This is a genomic window from Lysinibacillus sp. VIII_CA (genome assembly GCF_049943995.1).
GTDB classification, from domain to species: domain Bacteria; phylum Bacillota; class Bacilli; order Bacillales_A; family Planococcaceae; genus Lysinibacillus; species Lysinibacillus pinottii.
Genome location: NZ_JBNFXM010000001.1, coordinates 88,364 through 105,854, shown reverse-complemented (window position 1 = coordinate 105,854; position 17,491 = coordinate 88,364). Strand labels below are relative to the sequence as shown.

General features: G+C 37.9%; 16 protein-coding genes and 1 riboswitch. Of the genes, 15 read left to right on the top strand and 1 reads right to left on the bottom strand.

The window, feature by feature from the left end; genetic code table 11:
- Nucleotides 1–64 precede the first annotated feature (64 nt).
- Both lysA and ACP3VS_RS00560 read left to right on the top strand, forming a co-directional pair.
- Entirely contained in the window at nucleotides 65–1,384 is a 1,320-nt protein-coding gene (lysA, locus tag ACP3VS_RS00565; protein ID WP_031419110.1) for a diaminopimelate decarboxylase, read from the top strand.
- A 199-nt stretch (nucleotides 1,385–1,583) separates the two neighbouring features.
- Nucleotides 1,584–1,955, top strand: a complete 372-nt coding sequence (locus ACP3VS_RS00560; RefSeq protein ID WP_099805078.1) for a GNAT family N-acetyltransferase — start codon at nucleotides 1,584–1,586, stop codon at nucleotides 1,953–1,955.
- 284 nt (nucleotides 1,956–2,239) lie between these two features.
- Here ACP3VS_RS00560 and ACP3VS_RS00555 read toward each other — a convergent pair whose 3' ends face one another.
- Entirely contained in the window at nucleotides 2,240–2,743 is a 504-nt protein-coding gene (locus tag ACP3VS_RS00555) for a DUF309 domain-containing protein (protein ID WP_031419114.1), read from the bottom strand.
- Between the two features lie 55 nt (nucleotides 2,744–2,798).
- On the opposite strand from ACP3VS_RS00555, the gene ACP3VS_RS00550 reads away from it, so the two are divergent.
- The 13 genes from ACP3VS_RS00550 (at nucleotide 2,799) to ACP3VS_RS00490 (ending at nucleotide 17,368) form a co-directional block, all read left to right on the top strand.
- Nucleotides 2,799–3,578 carry a segregation/condensation protein A gene (locus tag ACP3VS_RS00550; RefSeq protein WP_031419115.1) on the top strand — a complete coding sequence of 260 codons (780 nt, stop codon included), beginning with the start codon at nucleotides 2,799–2,801 and terminating at the stop codon, nucleotides 3,576–3,578.
- Nucleotides 3,550–4,143, top strand: coding sequence for an SMC-Scp complex subunit ScpB (gene scpB / locus ACP3VS_RS00545; protein ID WP_031419117.1), 594 nt, complete (start codon nucleotides 3,550–3,552; stop codon nucleotides 4,141–4,143). The genes ACP3VS_RS00550 and scpB overlap by 29 nt, the downstream gene beginning before the upstream one ends.
- A 95-nt stretch (nucleotides 4,144–4,238) precedes the next feature.
- Nucleotides 4,239–5,285, top strand: coding sequence for a D-alanyl-D-alanine carboxypeptidase family protein (locus tag ACP3VS_RS00540; RefSeq protein WP_426388371.1), 1,047 nt, complete (start codon nucleotides 4,239–4,241; stop codon nucleotides 5,283–5,285).
- Between the two features lie 451 nt (nucleotides 5,286–5,736).
- A complete protein-coding gene (locus ACP3VS_RS00535; protein WP_012293418.1) occupies nucleotides 5,737–6,468 on the top strand; it encodes a pseudouridine synthase in 732 nt (243 codons plus the stop codon).
- Between the two features lie 327 nt (nucleotides 6,469–6,795).
- On the top strand, nucleotides 6,796–7,329 hold the full coding sequence (resA, locus tag ACP3VS_RS00530; protein ID WP_012293419.1) for a thiol-disulfide oxidoreductase ResA: 534 nt from the start codon (nucleotides 6,796–6,798) through the stop codon (nucleotides 7,327–7,329).
- Between the two features lie 13 nt (nucleotides 7,330–7,342).
- Nucleotides 7,343–9,019, top strand: a complete 1,677-nt coding sequence (gene resB, locus ACP3VS_RS00525) for a cytochrome c biogenesis protein ResB (RefSeq protein ID WP_426388289.1) — start codon at nucleotides 7,343–7,345, stop codon at nucleotides 9,017–9,019.
- Nucleotides 9,016–10,197 carry a c-type cytochrome biogenesis protein CcsB gene (ccsB, locus tag ACP3VS_RS00520; protein ID WP_012293421.1) on the top strand — a complete coding sequence of 394 codons (1,182 nt, stop codon included), beginning with the start codon at nucleotides 9,016–9,018 and terminating at the stop codon, nucleotides 10,195–10,197. Before resB ends, ccsB begins: the two co-directional genes overlap by 4 nt.
- 115 nt (nucleotides 10,198–10,312) lie before the next feature.
- Nucleotides 10,313–11,029: a response regulator transcription factor gene (locus ACP3VS_RS00515; protein ID WP_004232215.1), complete on the top strand. Its 717-nt coding sequence runs from the start codon at nucleotides 10,313–10,315 to the stop codon at nucleotides 11,027–11,029.
- Complete coding sequence (locus ACP3VS_RS00510) at nucleotides 11,022–12,797, top strand: ATP-binding protein (RefSeq protein ID WP_031419119.1); 1,776 nt, start codon at nucleotides 11,022–11,024, stop codon at nucleotides 12,795–12,797. The genes ACP3VS_RS00515 and ACP3VS_RS00510 overlap by 8 nt, the downstream gene beginning before the upstream one ends.
- A 79-nt stretch (nucleotides 12,798–12,876) precedes the next feature.
- A complete protein-coding gene (sigX, locus tag ACP3VS_RS00505) occupies nucleotides 12,877–13,410 on the top strand; it encodes an RNA polymerase sigma factor SigX (protein WP_031419120.1) in 534 nt (177 codons plus the stop codon).
- Nucleotides 13,407–14,690, top strand: a complete 1,284-nt coding sequence (locus ACP3VS_RS00500; RefSeq protein ID WP_012293424.1) for a hypothetical protein — start codon at nucleotides 13,407–13,409, stop codon at nucleotides 14,688–14,690. The genes sigX and ACP3VS_RS00500 overlap by 4 nt, the downstream gene beginning before the upstream one ends.
- Before the next feature lie 153 nt (nucleotides 14,691–14,843).
- A riboswitch (FMN riboswitch) is annotated at nucleotides 14,844–15,031 on the top strand.
- A 219-nt stretch (nucleotides 15,032–15,250) separates the two neighbouring features.
- Nucleotides 15,251–15,838, top strand: coding sequence for an ECF transporter S component (locus tag ACP3VS_RS00495; protein ID WP_031419122.1), 588 nt, complete (start codon nucleotides 15,251–15,253; stop codon nucleotides 15,836–15,838).
- 183 nt (nucleotides 15,839–16,021) lie between these two features.
- On the top strand, nucleotides 16,022–17,368 hold the full coding sequence (locus tag ACP3VS_RS00490; RefSeq protein ID WP_036161017.1) for a sodium-dependent transporter: 1,347 nt from the start codon (nucleotides 16,022–16,024) through the stop codon (nucleotides 17,366–17,368).
- The last annotated feature ends 123 nt before the right edge of the window (nucleotides 17,369–17,491 follow it).

Genomic DNA, 17,491 nt, shown 5'->3' with positions numbered 1-17,491 from the left:
GTAGATCCTACCATATTTCTGTAAAAGTGACAGAATGGAACGAAGTGAAAAGGGAGAGATGCACATGCATTTATATGGAACACAAGCGATTTCTGAGAATGGTCATTTAACAATTGGACAGGTAGACACACTAGAGCTTGCCAAAGAGTACGGTACACCACTTTTTGTGTATGATACTGCACTTATTCGGAAGCGTGCTCGCAGCTTTATCGATACGTTTAAAAAACTAGGCGTAAAAGCAGAAGTAGCTTATGCTTCAAAGGCATTTGCATGTGTAGCTGTGTATCAATTAGCAGCAGAAGAAAACCTATCTTTGGATGTTGTATCAGGTGGAGAATTATTTACAGCTATAAAAGCAGGTTTTCCAGCTGAGCGCATTCATTTCCATGGCAATAATAAAAGCATTGCAGAATTAGAGCTAGCTTTTGACTCCAAAATCGGTTGTATTGTTGTAGATAATTTCTATGAGATTCAGCTTTTGAAAGAAATATCTGAACGTCGCCAACAAAAAATGCGTATATTACTACGTGTTACACCAGGGGTTGAAGCACATACGCATGATTTCATTACGACAGGTCAAGCTGATTCAAAATTTGGTTTTGACTTAAACAATGGTCAAGCGGATGAGGCATTCCAACAAACATTTAACCATGAATTCTTAGAGCTATTAGGCTTACATTGTCACATCGGCTCACAAATTTTTGACACTGCTGGCTTTGGGTTAGCAGGAGAAAAATTGATTGACAAAATTTCTGATTGGAACAAGGCTCACGGATTTACATGTACTGTGTTAAACTTAGGTGGGGGCTTTGGTATTCGTTATACTGAAGAAGATGCACCGCTTGAACCGCAAGTATATGTAGAGGACATGATTACAGTAGTGAAAAACAAAGCAACTGTACTTGGACTAAAAATGCCAGAAATTTGGATTGAACCAGGTCGATCACTTGTCGGTGATGCAGGAACATCTCTTTATACAATCGGATCACAAAAAACAGTACCAGATGTGCGAAAATATATTGCAGTTGATGGTGGGATGAGTGATAACATCCGCCCAGCATTATATGACGCTAAGTATGAGGCAATCATTGCAAGTAAAGCGAATGAACCGAAAAATGAAATTTATACTGTTGCTGGTAAATTATGTGAATCTGGCGATAAATTAATTATTGATGCTAAACTACAAGACGCAGCTTCAGGTGATGTTTTAGCCATTTTCTGTACAGGTGCATATGGTTATTCTATGGCAAGTAACTATAACCGTGTTCCTAGACCTGCTGTTGTATTTGTAGAGAATGGACAGCATCAATTAGCTATTCGCCGCGAAAGTTATGAAGATATTGTGCAAAACGATCTCCCGCTAACTTTAAAAAAGGGTGAGTAAATTTGAGAAAGAATAAATGGGTATTACTAGCATCCATTTCAACTTTTATTGTGTTGTGGGGTATTGTCTATTGGGTGTTGGCGTCTAAAGGAATTCTCGGACCTGGTTCGTAAGACAGAAATTGGCTTGCGGTAAAAGTACAAATCGTGTAGGATAGTCAAAGATTATGTACAGCTAGAAAAAGAGGGAATAGACAAATATGTTAATTCGATATAAAAAAGCTTTAGAGAAAATAGCAATGGGGCTACTTTCGTTTATGCCGAACGAAAAAGACGTAAAAAAGCTTACCGAGACCATCCACTCCTATGAAAATGATGATAACTGGGTTTTATACTTATGGAAAAAAAATGATGAATACGTTGGCATTGTTGGGCTGGTAACAGATGAGAATAATACTGCTACGATCCAACATGTATCTGTTGTGCCTTCCTATAGAGGCGAGGGTGTTGCGAAGGAAATGCTTCAGGAAATAGGAGTGCTAGGTCAATATGAAAATGTACGCGCGACAGATGAAACACGTCAATTAGTTCAAAAATGTATCAATTGCATCGAAAAAAAAGCAGACGAGTAACATCGTCTGCACATACTGTAGACAAAAGCCATCGAGCATTCACACTCTCGATGGCTTTTGCCATTCTCAATTGGTAAATTACTGTAGAGATAACGACTCTAAATGACTACGTCTCATCCCTTGAATAGTACTTGGGTTATCAGCGTTTAGCATCCAAAAAGTTTCGTTGATTGAAACAAAGCCGACTCCTGCGGAAAAAGCGAGGGAATCGAAATTCAGGATGTCACGAAGCTAAGGAAGCGATGAAATCAGCACATCTTCGCCAGCGGTGCACGTAGTGGAAATTAACGTCTACCTTTTCTTTGTTTACTTTCTTGTCGCTCTGCAAGTATATGTGAGCGATCTCTTAGCATATGCTTATGAAGAAGATAGTTTGAGTTACTATAGGGTAAAATTTGTATACGGGCTATTGTTAATTCCAGCAACTTAGGTGAAAGGGGGAGCTGGAATGCATGAAAGGACTTGCCTGTTTGAATCGCGGCAAGACAATTTTTTATTTCTGTCAGGAGTTGATAGTAACTAATTTCATGGAAAAAGATATGATCTTCATTTTGTTGAAAATTATAAAGTGCTTTTTCTAAAATTCGTATAGCGCCAGTATCATTACCACGCCGCCAATGGTATAAGCCTGTTGCAAGTTGTACATAGCCAACCAATGGGTGCATTTTATCACCAGGCGCGATTTCCTTCCAATATTCCTCAAGCACTTCATGGCATTCAAAAAAATCCTGATTGCCATTAAAATAAGCGCAGTAATCGATAAATAAAGTATGATGCTGTGGATGCATTTTGAACTCCTTTCCACTATACTATAAGAACATAGAATCTCAGGGTGGTAAAATTATGTCTTACGAAGTAAAATTAGATGCCTTTTCAGGGCCTCTTGATCTATTATTGCATTTAATTCACAGGTTGGAAATTGATATCTATGATATCCCAATGGCTGAAATCACACAACAATATATCGACCATATACATGCCATGCAAGTATTGGAGTTAAATGAAGCAAGCGAATATTTAGTAATGGCCGCAACACTGCTAGCGATTAAAAGCCGAATGCTATTACCTATTCATGAGGGCGAAATGGAAGATGCCGAATTGGAAGTTGATGGCCCAGACCCGCGTGAGGAACTGGTGCAACGATTAATCGAGTATAAGAAATATAAGGAAGCTGCCAGCAATTTGCAAGAGCTTGAAACAGATCGAGCGCAGGTATTTACAAGGCCACCTGCTGATTTAACCGGCTTAGCATCGGACGAACAAATGGCTTTGTTTGATTTGAATGTGAATATTTATGATATGCTTGGAGCATTTCAAAAATTGATGCGTCGAAAGAAATTAAAGAAACCGCTTAAAACGACAGTAACGAGGCAAGAACGGTCAGTGAAGGATCAAATGCGTTCGGTTGTAGATTCTTTGCGATTAACAGGTGGACGTGCATCATTTTTCGAGCTTTTTCCCTATGAAGATAAGCCGACACTTATTTTGACGTTTGTATCCCTTCTTGAATTGATGAAACGTCAGGTCGTCATCGTAGAGCAAGATGGTAACTTTGAAGAATTAACAGTTACCTTACAGAAGGAGGAATGGGAAAATGACGAAAACATTGATGTTACAGAGTAGAATTGAAGCCTTATTGTTCGTTGTCGGAGATGATGGCTTAACAATTAAACAACTTTCTCAGCTGTTAGGTGAACAAGATGAGATGATAGTACAGGCAATGGATGCCTTGCGAAAAGTCTATGAGGAAGATTTAGCTAGAGGAATAACTGTGAAAGAAATGGCAGGCGTTTTTCAGCTTATTACAAAATCAGATTTAGCAGATACTATTCAAAAATTGGTAGAAAATCCAACTGCACAATCCTTATCCCAGGCTTCTCTTGAGGTTTTAGCGATTGTAGCCTATAAACAACCAATTACTAGGGTAGCTATAGAAGATTTACGAGGTGTAAAATGTGAAAGACCTATACAGACTTTAGTATCAAGAGGGTTGATTAAAGAGGTAGGGCGTTCAGAAGGAACTGGACGTGCTATCCTATATGGAACAACTAAAGAATTTTTACACTATTTTGGTTTAAACAGTGTAGAGGAAATGCCACCTCTGCCAGAGGAGGAGTTTGCAGAAACTGAGCAAGAAACCGATTTATTTATGACCAAATTCCAAGAAGCTTTTAATGGTGCAAAGTAATGTATAGGAATAATGCATAACGACCAACATAAATCTATACTTTCCTATCATATTGAATAAGGAGTGGCTCGTTGCTTCGGTTATTTCGATTAATAATGTTGATGATCATTGTGTTAATGGTAATACTTCCTCAATCAAGCTTTGCGAGAGGAGGAAGTGGCTATGCGGTCTTAGATGGAGAGACAGGTCGCGTGTTAATAGGTTCAAATAGTAATGAACGGCTACCAATTGCTAGCTTAACGAAAATTTGGACGGCACTTGTGGCTATCGAAAATAGTGATTTGCAAGAGGAAGTTGTCATCTCACCAAAGGCTGCCATGGCTGAGGGAAGTTCTATTTATTTGCAGGCAGGCGAAACGGTAACCGTAGAAACGTTATTATATGGTTTAATGCTTCGTTCAGGCAATGATGCTGCGACAGCTTTAGCAGAGCATGTAGGGGGTTCTGTTGAAGGCTTTGTCAAATTAATGAATGAAAGAGCCGTTATTGCGGGTCTTACCAATACGTTTTTTATGAACCCCTCTGGCTTACATCATGAAGAGCATTTATCTTCTGCAAGAGATACTGCTGAGATGCTAAGAGTCGCTTTACAAAATAAAACATTTGAGAAAATTGCCTCAACGGTTCTTTATAAAGCGAATACAGTTAACGGAATGCTATGGGAGAATAAGCATCGACTATTAAGAGAAGGCTCAGGGATGGCTGCGGAAATTGATGATGAAACAGAACAACCTGTGAGTTCTTTAAAATCTGCTACTGGAGTTGCCTATGCAGGTAAAACAGGTTTTACAAAGGTAGCTGGTCGTACGCTTGCAACAGCCTTTCAAAAGGATGGGCAAACCTGTATTGTTGTCACGTTAAATGAATCGGATGATTGGAATGTTCATCGAAGCTTTTCTAATCAAGTGTGGAGAGATTACGATCTTGAAACAGTGGTGAAGAAGGGCAAATACAACGTTAATAAAAAATTGGCTATTCGATTAGAAGAGCCTGTTCGCCTGCAATTAAATAAAGAGGAAAAAGAGCAAGTGCGGCAAGTTTTACACGTTTCAAGAAAACGTCAGGAAGCTGTCTTATCAATCTTTTTAGGTGAAGAACGTATTTATGCAATACCAGTAAAAGTTGAATCAGCGGATCGTTGAAAAAACGATTTGCTGATTTTTTTGTTATATAAGCGGTTGAACTGAATAAGGATATATGATGCGAGAATATCTATTTCCTTAAAATTAATCTAATCAAAGCTTAGCAACTTGGGGTAGCAATGGAAAAATATAAAATTACTCTTGATTACGTTCAAAATAAGAGTGCAAACAGAGCATATAAACATTTTTTTAAAAACGATTTGCTTACTGGTAAAAAGAGTATACTACTAGAAGGGTAAAATAAAATTTTTATTCCTACTATTGCTAAATGTGCTAAAGAAAAATTATTACGAATACTCCAACAATGATTGTGAAATTTGTTTTTCTTTAATATTGCGCTAAAGTATGACATAATTTTCACAGATTAGCGGGAAAATTAACCCTATTCAATTGAACGAGAAATCGATTTTCAACGAAATTGTTAATGTGAAAGAAAACTAGAGGTGAAGAAATGGAAAGATTACAGAAAGTCATTGCTTATGCGGGTGTTGCTTCGAGGCGAAAAGCAGAGCAATTGATAGTAGAAGGTAAAGTAAAAGTGAACGGTATAGTTGTCCGTGAATTAGGCACAAAGGTGTCTAACTCAGATACAATTGAAGTGGAAGGCGTAAAGCTTGAAAAAGAAGATAAAGTTTATTTCTTACTTTATAAACCACGTGGCACTATTTCGGCCGTGACAGATGATAAAGGACGCAAAACTGTCACAGATTTATTTCATCATATTCCGCAACGTATTTTCCCAGTAGGTCGTCTTGATTATGATACATCTGGATTATTGCTATTAACAAATGATGGAGAATTTTCCTATATGTTAACGCATCCAAAATTTAAAATTGACAAAACGTATATCGCACGTGTCAAAGGCATTCCAACAATTGAAGGTCTGAAAAAGCTTCAACGTGGTATTAAATTAGAGGATGGAAAGACAGCACCAGCCAAAGTAAGTATGACATCCTTTGACGAAAATGCTGGCAAGGCAATTTGCGAAATTACGATTCATGAAGGCCGTAATCGCCAAGTTCGACGTATGTTTGAAGCTATTGGTACACCAGTTGTCAAATTAAAACGTGAACGATTTGCCTTTTTAGATTTATACGGACTTGCACCAGGTGAATTCCGTGAATTGTCTAAGCATGAAGTCAAGCAATTGCGTGTGTTAGCAGAAACAGGGAAACTGGATTAAAAGAACTTGCCAGAAGAAAGTGAGGATACTTTAAAAGGAATAAAAACTATTTTCACTTTCTTTTTGGTGAAATCGTTCATAAATCATTCATAATTAATAGCTAAGTGTTTTTGTATCATTTTGCTATAATAGGTGAGAATAGTACGCCTAGTTACATTTTAGCCAGAAGAGCTTAACACATCGTTGACGTACAATTTTCATAGATGTTTTTACATACGTAAAGACGTTTATAAATTGAAAAAGTTCTATGCTAAAGTCTTTATAATGGAAAAAGCTTCATGTCTACAATGTTTACGCAAAGTCGTAAATGATAGGGGGTTTATTAACTTGGAGAAAAAGAAAAAGCGTCTCGTACTACGAACGGTCATTTTAGCAGTATTAGCATTGGCAATCGGGTACACGGTTTATGGAACAGCAACAAAGGAAAAAGTAGAGTTAGTAGCAGTTGGCTCAGAAGCACCTGACTTCACGTTAGTAGATTTAGACGGTGAAAAACATAAATTGTCGGATTATAAAGGACAAGGGGTATTTTTAAATTTCTGGGGAACTTGGTGTAAGCCATGCGAAAAGGAAATGCCTGCGATGGATAGACAGTATCAAATATTTAAAGATCAAGGTGTACAAACTTTAGCGGTTAATATCGCTCAAACGGATTTTGAAGTACAGAATTTTGTCGATCGATATAAATTGTCTTTCCCGGTAGTTATTGATAAAACAAAAAGTGTTATGACTGCTTATAACGTAGGTCAACTACCTGCTACAGTGTTAATTGATCCAGAAGGAAAAGTCGTAAAAATTATTACTGGTGAAATGACAGATGCAAATATTGCTTCGTACATGGAATTAGTGAAGCCGAAATAAGGAGTAAATGACGATGGAAAAAATCATTTGTGCTTGTGGTCATAGTAACCCTTACGGCACGAAGCTCTGTGAGAAATGTGGTCGTCCTTTAACGGAAGAAGAGAAGCAAAATAAAGTTGTTGATATGCGTTATGACGGTACTGCCATTCGTTCTAAAACGTATAATAAATCGATTATCGACAAAATTTGGAATTTCTTCTCTAGTGTTAAAGTTGGTATATCTTTAATTATTATCACATTAATTGCTGCTTCAATCGGAACATTACTACCACAAGAGTTTTATGTAAAAGCCTCTGATATAGAGAAGGGAGCTTATTACGCTGACGTATATGGTACGTTTGGTAAAATTTATTACACGCTAGGACTCTCAGATTTATACAGTTCATGGTGGTTCCAAATTTTAGTTGGTATGCTAGCTGTATCAATTATTGTAGCGAGTCTAGACCGAGGGATCCCACTCTATAAATCACTAAAGAATCAGCGTGTTAAAAGACATGAAAGCTTTATGAAGCGTCAACGTATTATTGGTGAAGGTCAAATAAAGGCTGACGCAGAGGAGACGCTTGATAAAGTGGCTCAAAAAATGACTGAAATGAGATACTCTGTTCGTCGAGATGGTAGCGCTCTCTTAGCTGAAAAAGGTCGCTTTTCTCGTTACGGTCCGTACATAAACCATGTCGGTCTCATTATCTTCTTAAGTGGGGTTATGTTACGTCTTATCCCAGGATTTTATGTTGATGAATCAATATGGGTCCGCGAGGGAGAGACACGTGCTATTACTGGCATGGACGGTTATTTCATTGAAAACAAAGATTTTATTTTAGAAACTCACGATAATGAACCTCAAGGAGAGCAAGTAAAACAGGGTGTTAACGTGGTTGCTAAAAACTTCCAAACTGATATTACGCTTTACAAACAGCCTAAAGATGCAATCCCTGGCGATACGGAAAATTTAGAAAAAGTTAAAGATTATTCGATTCGTGTCAATCACCCATTAAAAGAAGATGGCTTCGCTCTTTATCAAATGGATTATCGTCTGAATGAATTAAAGCAAATGAATTTTGAATTAATTAATAAGGCGAGTGAAAAATCACTTGGTAAAGTGGAAATTGATTTAACAAATCCTAAAAAAGAATATGATTTAGGTAATGGGTCTTCCGTGCAAATTCTAGTTTATACACCAGATTTTGATGGCTTTGAAAATGGAGAACCTCAAACAAAAACATCGATTCCAAATAATCCGGCATTTTTATTTAAAATGACTACGCCAGAAACACCAGAAGGCGAAGTAAGTTTTGTGGAAATTATGCAGCCACCACTAGAACCACTGGGCGAAAATAAATATAGAATGAAATTTGCTGCTGCTGAGATGCGTGATATGTCAGGTATTACGGTCCGTAAAGATAGTACAATTCCTATCTTATTTGTTGGTGGAGTTATCTTTATGATTGGTGTCGTAATTGGATCATACTGGAATCACCGTCGTTTATGGCTTCAAGTTGAGCCGGATGGCCGTGTTTTAATGGCTGCCCATGTTAATAAAAATATGTTCAGCATGAAGAAGGATTTAGATGCTGTTACAGCATTTGCTGCATTGCCTCCGTACAAAGATCAGTTAGAGAAAGAAGAGGCTGGCGAAGAGTCCACGGATGGTGGCATTAAAGAAAAGGAAGGTGACAACACCTTATGAGTTTGATTGACATAAGTGGAAACCTGTTATTTGTAGCTTTTATTGCTTATTTAGTTGCGACGTTATTATTTGGTGGTTCCATTAAGCAAGGGAATGCTACGGGTAAAAACACGGGTAAATGGGGTAAGCTTGCCATTGTGGTAACAATTATTGGATTTGTATCACAGCTTGCCTACTTTATTACACGATGGATTTATACTGGACATGCGCCAGTAAGTAATATGTTTGAATTTACAACTGCCTTTGGTATGTTCATTGTTGGTGCGTTTATTTTAATTTACTTTATTTATCGTTTATCTGCACTTGGATTAGTAGCATTACCAGTAGCACTTTTAATTATCGCTTATGCTTCGATGTTCCCGAAAGAAGTAAGTCCATTAGTGCCCTCATTACAAAGCCATTGGTTAACAATTCACGTAATTACAGCGGCATTAGGGCAATCTATTTTAGCGATCAGTGCTGTGGCTGGACTTATTTACTTATTAAAGGTTGTAGATTTAACGAAGCCTTCTAAACAGCGATTTTGGTTAGAAGCCGTTATGTACTGTCTTGTAGTAGTTGTTGGGTTTGTCGCTGTGACATCTACATTCAGTGCAATGGATTATGAATCTAGCTACAATTATGTGGATAAAGAAGGAACTACGCGTAAAATTATTTACAATTTACCACCTGTATTCGGTATGAATGAGTATGAGGTGGTTGAAGAGCATGGCATGTCACCAATCGTAGAAATGCCAGCATTAATTAATGCGAAGAAATTAACAACTGTCTTCTGGTCATTATTAGTAGGGTCAGTATTTTATTTATTAATTCGCTTAATTGCACGTCGTCGAATAAGTGCTATTTTCCAACCACTTGTGAAGCGTGTTAACTTACAATTACTTGATGAAATTGGTTATCGTTCAGTGCTAATTGGTTTCCCTGTATTCACCCTAGGCGCTTTAATCTTTGCGATGATTTGGGCGCAAATTGCTTGGAGTCGCTTCTGGGGTTGGGATCCTAAGGAAGTATGGGCTCTTATTACATGGTTATTCTATGCGGCATTCCTACATTTACGTTTATCAAAAGGCTGGGAAGGTCAAAAATCTGCTTGGTTAGCATTAATTGGTTTCGGCATTATTTTATTTAACTTAATTGCTGTTAACTTAATTCTTGCAGGTTTACACTCCTACGCATAACCTGTGAAACAACAAGCCTTTTCGCTGTAGCGAAGAGGCTTTCTTTTCTTTTCAATATGTGTCACACCATGTACAATAGAAGTTAGAGAAAGATTGGAAGAGAGGGATCGTGAAAGTGTCAGAAAATATTTCAGTATTAGTAGTAGATGACGAGGATCGTATTCGCCGCTTATTAAAAATGTATCTGGAGCGAGAAGGTTACCTTGTTGACGAGGCAGAAAATGGTGAACAAGCGATCGAAAAATCTTTAGAAAAAGAATATCACTGTATTTTACTTGATATTATGATGCCTGAAAAAGATGGGCTAGAAGTGTGTGCAGAAATTCGTGAACGAGCAGCAACACCTATTATTTTATTAACTGCTAAAGGTGAGGAAGCTAATCGTGTTCAAGGCTTCGAACTAGGAGCAGATGATTATATTGTAAAACCATTTAGTCCTCGTGAGGTTGTGTTACGTGTGAAGGCTATTTTACGTCGTTCACAGGCATTCTCACCTACGACAAATGCATCCTCTTCAAAAGATTTAGTGGTGTTCCAGCATTTGATGATCGATCATGATGCACACCGTGTAACGGCTGAGGGCATTGAGGTTAATTTAACACCAAAAGAGTATGAATTACTTTACTTCTTAGCGAAATCGCCAGACAAAGTATTTGACCGTGAACAACTACTAAAAGAAGTTTGGCATTATGATTTCTTTGGTGATTTACGTACAGTTGACACACACGTAAAACGTTTACGCGAAAAGCTCAACCGTGTTTCTGAAAACGCTGCTAAAATGATTGTGACAGTTTGGGGCGTTGGTTATAAATTTGAGGTTGTCAATGAATAGAATATGGAATAGTGTTGTCGGGAAGCTATGGGTAACCATATTGCTTCTCGTTTCATTTGTATTATTTGTTTTCACGGTATTAATGCTTGAATTTCTTCAAAACTACCACATGCAGCAAGCAGAAATATCTTTACGTCAAACGGCTGCCACTGTGGCAAGTATAGTGGATGACAATGAAACAGCTGAATCGACTTCGGAACTATTAAAAGATATTTTACCTAAAGGCACCAATGCACTAATTGCAATTAGCCATGTAGAGGTATCCTTTGCCATGCAAGAGGGTGTCAATAAAAAGAAAATTCAAGATACCATTTTGGCGAATAAATCTTTCCGTGAAGTCTTTCAATCAGACGAACCCATTATTAAAGAAATGATGATGCCCTCCTCTACAGATCCAGAGAAAATGGAATCTTATGTAGTGCTAGGCTTCCCCTTGAATGTAGAAAATGCTGTACATGGAGCAGTTTTCATCTATCAGAGCCCCGATGCTCTACATAAAACGTCCAAGGAAACGACGAAAATTGTCTTTTTGGCAGCTTTCATAGCATTTGTCTTGACGACATTTTTTGCGTTCTTCTTGTCTTCTCGTATAACTTCACCACTTAGAAAAATGCGTGAACTGGCATTTGAAATTGCAAAGGGGAATTTTGAAGCAAAAATGCCTACCACTCAAAATGATGAAATTGGACAGCTGGCAGTTGCCTTCAACCAAATGGGTCGTCAATTAAAGCATAATTTAGAGGTTATCAATCAAGAAAATGAACAGCTATCAAATATTTTGACATCCATGACAGATGCAGTGATTACGTTTAATCGTGACCGTACAATATTATTAAGTAATCCACCAGCAGAACGTCTAATGCAAAAATGGTTTGTAAATAAAGGCTCACAAAGTGCTAAACCAATACCGCCAGAGCTTTATCATATGCTGGACCATGTACTCATGTTTGAGGATAAGCTAGAAGAGGAAATTGAAATGGATGGAAATTATTATACTTTTACAATTAGCCCTCTTTATAGTGGAGAAATCATTCGAGGGGCAGTCGCGGTTATTCGTGATATGACAGAACAACATCGCCTAGAAAAACTTAGATCTGATTTTATTGCGAACGTCTCTCATGAATTGCGTACTCCTATCGCCATGCTTCAAGGTTATTCTGAAGCATTGATGGATGATGATTTTATTCAAGATCAGGAAGAACGTAATGAAATTACAAAAATTATTTATGATGAATCCAAACGAATGGGTCGCCTTGTCACTGATTTATTAGATTTAGCACGCATGGAATCGGGGCATATGACGCTCTATAAAGATGAATTACCGATTAATTCTACATTTGAACGTATTACTCAAAAATTTGCACAGGTGGCAAAAGAGAAGCATGTTCATCTACTATTCGATAGTGAATTTAATGACGACGCTATGATTAATATAGATGAGGATCGTATCGAGCAAGTACTCACGAATTTAGTCGACAATGCATTAAGACATACAGATGAGGGGTCTGTCACGGTAAAAGTAGAAAAGGAGCCAACATTTGCTAAAATTTCTGTTCAAGATACAGGACATGGTATTCCTCAAGATGATTTACCTTATGTCTTTGAACGCTTTTATAAAGCGGATAAGGCACGTACTCGATCTAAGGGTGGTACGGGACTTGGCTTAGCCATTGCACGAAATATTGTAAAGGCACACTCAGGAAATATTATGGTAGATAGTGTGCTTAAGGAAGGTACAACCTTCACATTTTATTTACCGTTCGATTAATAACAGGGTTTTGTTATTAGTTGGCTGTAACTTCTGCGAAAGTAAGACGACAAATAATATAGAACGGGGGTGGAGTGCATTGAATGACTCCGTGTTCCATCGACTTTACGATGCCTATCATCAAGACGTGTTCCAGTTTCTAATCTATCTAGTAAAAAACCGTACACTTGCTGAGGATTTAGCGCATGAGGTTTATGTAAGAGTATTGCGCTCATATGATCAATTTGCAGGCAATAGTAGTGAGAAAACATGGCTTTTTGCAATAGCCAAAAATGTTGCGATTGATCATTTTAGAAAGCAAGCTGTTCGTCAGAAGCATTCGCTTGATTTCTTTGACTGGGAAACGGAACAGCTCCATTCAAACACACCATCACCGGAGGAAATGCTACAGGCCAGTGATGAATTTATGCAAGTAGCGTCAGTATTAGAAAACTGTACTGGCGACCAAAAAATGGTCATTATTATGCGTTATTTCCAGGATTTATCGATAGCAGAAACGGCGCAAATACTTGATTGGACAGAAGCAAAGGTAAAAACAACCCAGCATCGAGCCATTAAATTTTTAAGGCAACAGCTACAGCCGATCAGAGAACAGGAGGCGAAACGGCAATGACACATAAGCCATTTGATGATGAGCAGCTTGAACATGTACTGAACAATGCCCCTAAGCTTTCTGACCACCGTTCGAAAGAAGATATATTAAATCGGTTAATGGCAGATGCTCGCTTGCAAGATAATATCCACCTTCAAGAAGCTATGCAAGAACCTATAGAAGATGAACCATCTCAACAGGAAGATCCTATCATTAAAAAGCCTGCGACAAAATCGAAGGTACGTAATATGCAGATTTTTATGAGTGTAGCCGCAGTCTTTGTGCTAACAATACTCGTTGGCACAGTATGGAAGAATAATCAAGGTGAACAAAAAGATCAAGCGAGTATGCCTGAAACAGCTCAGTATTCTACGATGCAAGAGGATTCAGCGGCAAAGGAAGCGGCAACGCAGGATGAAATGCTGGATTCCAAAAGTATTGTCGCGGAGCATGAGCGCATTTTATCTTTACGTACCTCTGTCTACGAGGAGGATGTAAAGGATGCTGTCGTTTTCCGTATTGGTTTGGCAGGACGCGATGCGGAAAGTGTTCCTATGACGTATGTTATCCCAAATGAACGTGTGGCTACTGATTTTGGAGGAGAGAAGCCTTCTACCTTACGGATGTATGAAAAGTATGCTCCGCAAATTGACGAGGAGGCTAAAGGGTTTACAGAGTATCATCCTTATAAAGGTGAGCTGAAGGAGAAGGATGATAAGCTCATCCATGTCTTGCCAAAGGAAAATGACTATGATGTTGCCTCTGCTACAGTTAATGAATACAAAGGCACAATGGAAGATACCTTCTCGGACTCTGAATATTCCGAAGTAGAAATACAAAATGAAGATGGAACACCCTATGAGTTTTCTCAAGAAGGTGAGCCAAATCAAGCGATGTCTTTAACTAATGCCAAGCGTTATAATTATTACTTGTACCAAGATACTAATGGTGCAGAATATTTATCGCCAGATTTCCGTCAAACTTTTGAGACAGTTACAGAAGCACTTACACAGATGAAAAATAAAAATGATGATGTCTATACATCCGTTGTGCCTGAAAATGTGACATACACAGTCAAAGAACAAGAGGAAGGTGTAGTTGTTACCTTTGATATTCCGCTTGATTTAACATCTATGGAGCCAATACGAGCAACTCAATTAATTGAGGCCATGATGTTGACTGCTGCTAGCTTTAATCAGCAGCTACTTTTAGATAATGTTGTGCAAGAAAGCTGGGAAGGGTTTGATTTGAAGGGTTATTTACCAAAGCCAGTGGGACCAAATAAACAATTTTTACCATAGTCGAAGGAAGAATAAAAAAGAGAGGCATTCCCATATAGCGGGAATGCCTTTACTGTTTATAAAACATAGCAATTTAATCGGATTTTTTTGAGCAGAACTATTTACTTTTACTTCATAATTCATTATAGTAAAGCTGTAGTATAAAATAATATGATTCATCTTCGGGGCAGGGTGAAAATCCCGACCGGCGGTAATAGAGTGGTAAATCGCTAGTGAATTTATTCATTAGCTCGATTGATTTATTTTTAACTCTTCAGCCCGCGACCTGTGCGAATTTTCGCATGGCTGACTTGGTGGAATTCCAAGGCCGACAGTTAAAGTCTGGATGGGAGAAGATGAAGGTACGATCGTCATTCATTGTCATGAAATAAACTATGACCGAGCGCTTTTTTGTATGGCTTATTTAACGGTGCTCAAAAATTAGTTGATGAGGACGTTTATTCGTTATGCCTTTCTCCCTTATGCTTTATTAAACGCATAAGGGTTTTTTCATGAAACAATTGAAAGATCGTCACCTTTCTTCTTGCGAGATTGAATCAGCAAAGAGGAGAGAGCTTTCTATGAAGAAAAATGTCAAACTTCAATCGTTTATTACGATTGGCATGCTGAGCAGTATTTCGTTTTTATTAATGCTTTTTAATTTCCCAATTCCACCATTCCCAGCATTTTTAGAAGTGGATTTCAGTGATATGCCTGCCTTACTTGCAGCAATCACGATGGGACCTGTAGCTGGTATTTTAGTAGAGTTGTTTAAAAATGTGTTGGATTGGATTTTCTCAGGCACTCCAACAGGCGTTCCCGTAGGGCATATGGCTAATTTTGTAACAGGTATTTTATTTATATTGCCAGTAAGCTTTATTTTTAATCGCTTTAAAACAATTGCTGGTCTTGTTGGAGGTTTAGCAACGGGAACAGTTGTGATGGCAGTAGGAATGAGTATTTTAAACTATGCTGTATTTTTACCAATGTACACTTACTTTTTAGGAATGGAGCCTGTTGTAGGTGATTCACTATATAAAATGATTGTCGCTGGTATTTTACCATTTAATATTGTCAAAGGAATTTTATTAACGGGTATTATGGCGTTATTATTTACAACAATGCGTAAATGGATTGACCGCCAGCGTTCTATGTATATAACAAAATAAATTGTACTAAACCTCGAGTGAAGAACTCGAGGTTTTTTTTTGAGATGAAATGGTGGAAGGAAAATAGAAAAAGGTAATAGGTTGTCGAGATATCACTAGTTCTTTTTTAGTAATACCTAGTCGAGAACTCTATTTTCATGTAGAATTAGAGATGAGTTTAGAATGTTTGAGGAGTTTGAAGAGATGAGTGGAAAAAAAGGACAGTGGTCTAGTAAGTTAGGATTTATTTTAGCATCAGCGGGTGCTGCAATTGGACTAGGAGCGATTTGGAAGCTCCCGTATGTAACTGGGCAAAGTGGTGGAGGCGCGTTTTTCTTAATATTTGTGCTATTTACATTATTAATTGGGCTCCCGATGCTATTATCTGAATATATATTAGGGCGAGGTACGCAGTCTGAGGCAATCACTGCCTATAAAAAAATTGCTCCTACAAAGCAGGGGTGGGCATGGATTGGCCGAATGGGTGTTCTCGGATGTTTTTTATTACTAACATTTTATAGCGTTGTCGGGGGCTGGATTTTTATTTATAGTGGGCTAGGATTAACAGGTGCTGTCATTGACCCAGCTATTGATCCTGCAGAGCTATTTGGAAAAATAATTGGTACACCTTGGATTACGCTTGTAGGTTTAGCTTTGTTTACATTAGCAAATGTACTTGTTATTTCATTAGGAGTCCAAAATGGTATTGAAAAGGCAAATAAATGGATGATGCCATTGCTCTTTATTATGTTCATTGTCCTTGTGATACGTGCTGTCACATTAGATGGCGCCATGGAAGGGATAAAATTCTTTTTATGGCCTGATTTCTCGAATATTACAGGGAAATCTATATTAGAAGCTTTGGGGCAATCATTTTTTGGATTAGCAGTAGGATTTTCTTGTCTTGTTACATACAGTTCCTACCTCAAAAAAGATGTAAGTCTTCCGAATTCGGCAGGCTCCGTAGTTATGCTGACGGTACTGGTTTCATTTTTAGCCGGACTAGCCATTTTCCCGGTTGTTTTTGCTTTTGATTTAGAGCCGGCAGCTGGGCCGGGCTTATTATTTATGGTGCTACCAACAGCATTTAGCCAGATGCCGTTTGGGGAAGTATTTTTAGCGATGTTTTTATTATTGTTCTTATTTGCCACATTAACGTCTTCGTTTAGTTTATACGAGATTATTGTAGCGGCATTGATGGAAAATAGTCAAAAAACACGTCTTGTATGGACTTCGTGTCTTGGTGTAGTCGTATTTCTCGCAGCCATTCCAGCATCCCTTTCCTCTAGCTTGTTAGCTGATGTATCGGTTTTTGGAAAGAACATATTTGATGCAACTGACTTTTTAGTATCAAACTTAATGCTACCATTGGGGAACTTGTTTATTGCTATTTTTATTGCCTATGTAGTGGATAAGGAATTTGTAAGAAGAGAACTGTTAATGGGAAGTCATATGGGACAGGGATATTATTCAGCCTACAGGTTGTTGATGTTGATTATAGTACCTGTTGTCATTCTGGTAGTGTTCGTTAATATGCTTTTACAATATTAAAAAATAAAATATAAATTAGGTGTATCCATTTAGTTAATGGGTATACCTTTTTTTATGTATCGAAAATCAAGATGAATATATTCTAAAAAAACGATGTTATAAAACCTTACATGAATGTTGCTA

Bases quoted from the DNA above. Each gene is read 5' to 3' on its own strand.
- lysA (WP_031419110.1), top strand. From the start codon at position 65: ATGCATTTATATGGAACACAAGCGATTTCTGAGAATGGTCATTTAACA.
- ACP3VS_RS00560 (WP_099805078.1), top strand. From the start codon at position 1,584: ATGTTAATTCGATATAAAAAAGCTTTAGAGAAAATAGCAATGGGGCTA.
- ACP3VS_RS00555 (WP_031419114.1), bottom strand. From the start codon at position 2,743: ATGCATCCACAGCATCATACTTTATTTATCGATTACTGCGCTTATTTT.
- ACP3VS_RS00550 (WP_031419115.1), top strand. From the start codon at position 2,799: ATGTCTTACGAAGTAAAATTAGATGCCTTTTCAGGGCCTCTTGATCTA.
- scpB (WP_031419117.1), top strand. From the start codon at position 3,550: ATGACGAAAACATTGATGTTACAGAGTAGAATTGAAGCCTTATTGTTC.
- ACP3VS_RS00540 (WP_426388371.1), top strand. From the start codon at position 4,239: ATGTTGATGATCATTGTGTTAATGGTAATACTTCCTCAATCAAGCTTT.
- ACP3VS_RS00535 (WP_012293418.1), top strand. From the start codon at position 5,737: ATGGAAAGATTACAGAAAGTCATTGCTTATGCGGGTGTTGCTTCGAGG.
- resB (WP_426388289.1), top strand. From the start codon at position 7,343: ATGGAAAAAATCATTTGTGCTTGTGGTCATAGTAACCCTTACGGCACG.
- ccsB (WP_012293421.1), top strand. From the start codon at position 9,016: ATGAGTTTGATTGACATAAGTGGAAACCTGTTATTTGTAGCTTTTATT.
- ACP3VS_RS00510 (WP_031419119.1), top strand. From the start codon at position 11,022: ATGAATAGAATATGGAATAGTGTTGTCGGGAAGCTATGGGTAACCATA.
- ACP3VS_RS00500 (WP_012293424.1), top strand. From the start codon at position 13,407: ATGACACATAAGCCATTTGATGATGAGCAGCTTGAACATGTACTGAAC.
- ACP3VS_RS00495 (WP_031419122.1), top strand. From the start codon at position 15,251: ATGAAGAAAAATGTCAAACTTCAATCGTTTATTACGATTGGCATGCTG.
- ACP3VS_RS00490 (WP_036161017.1), top strand. From the start codon at position 16,022: ATGAGTGGAAAAAAAGGACAGTGGTCTAGTAAGTTAGGATTTATTTTA.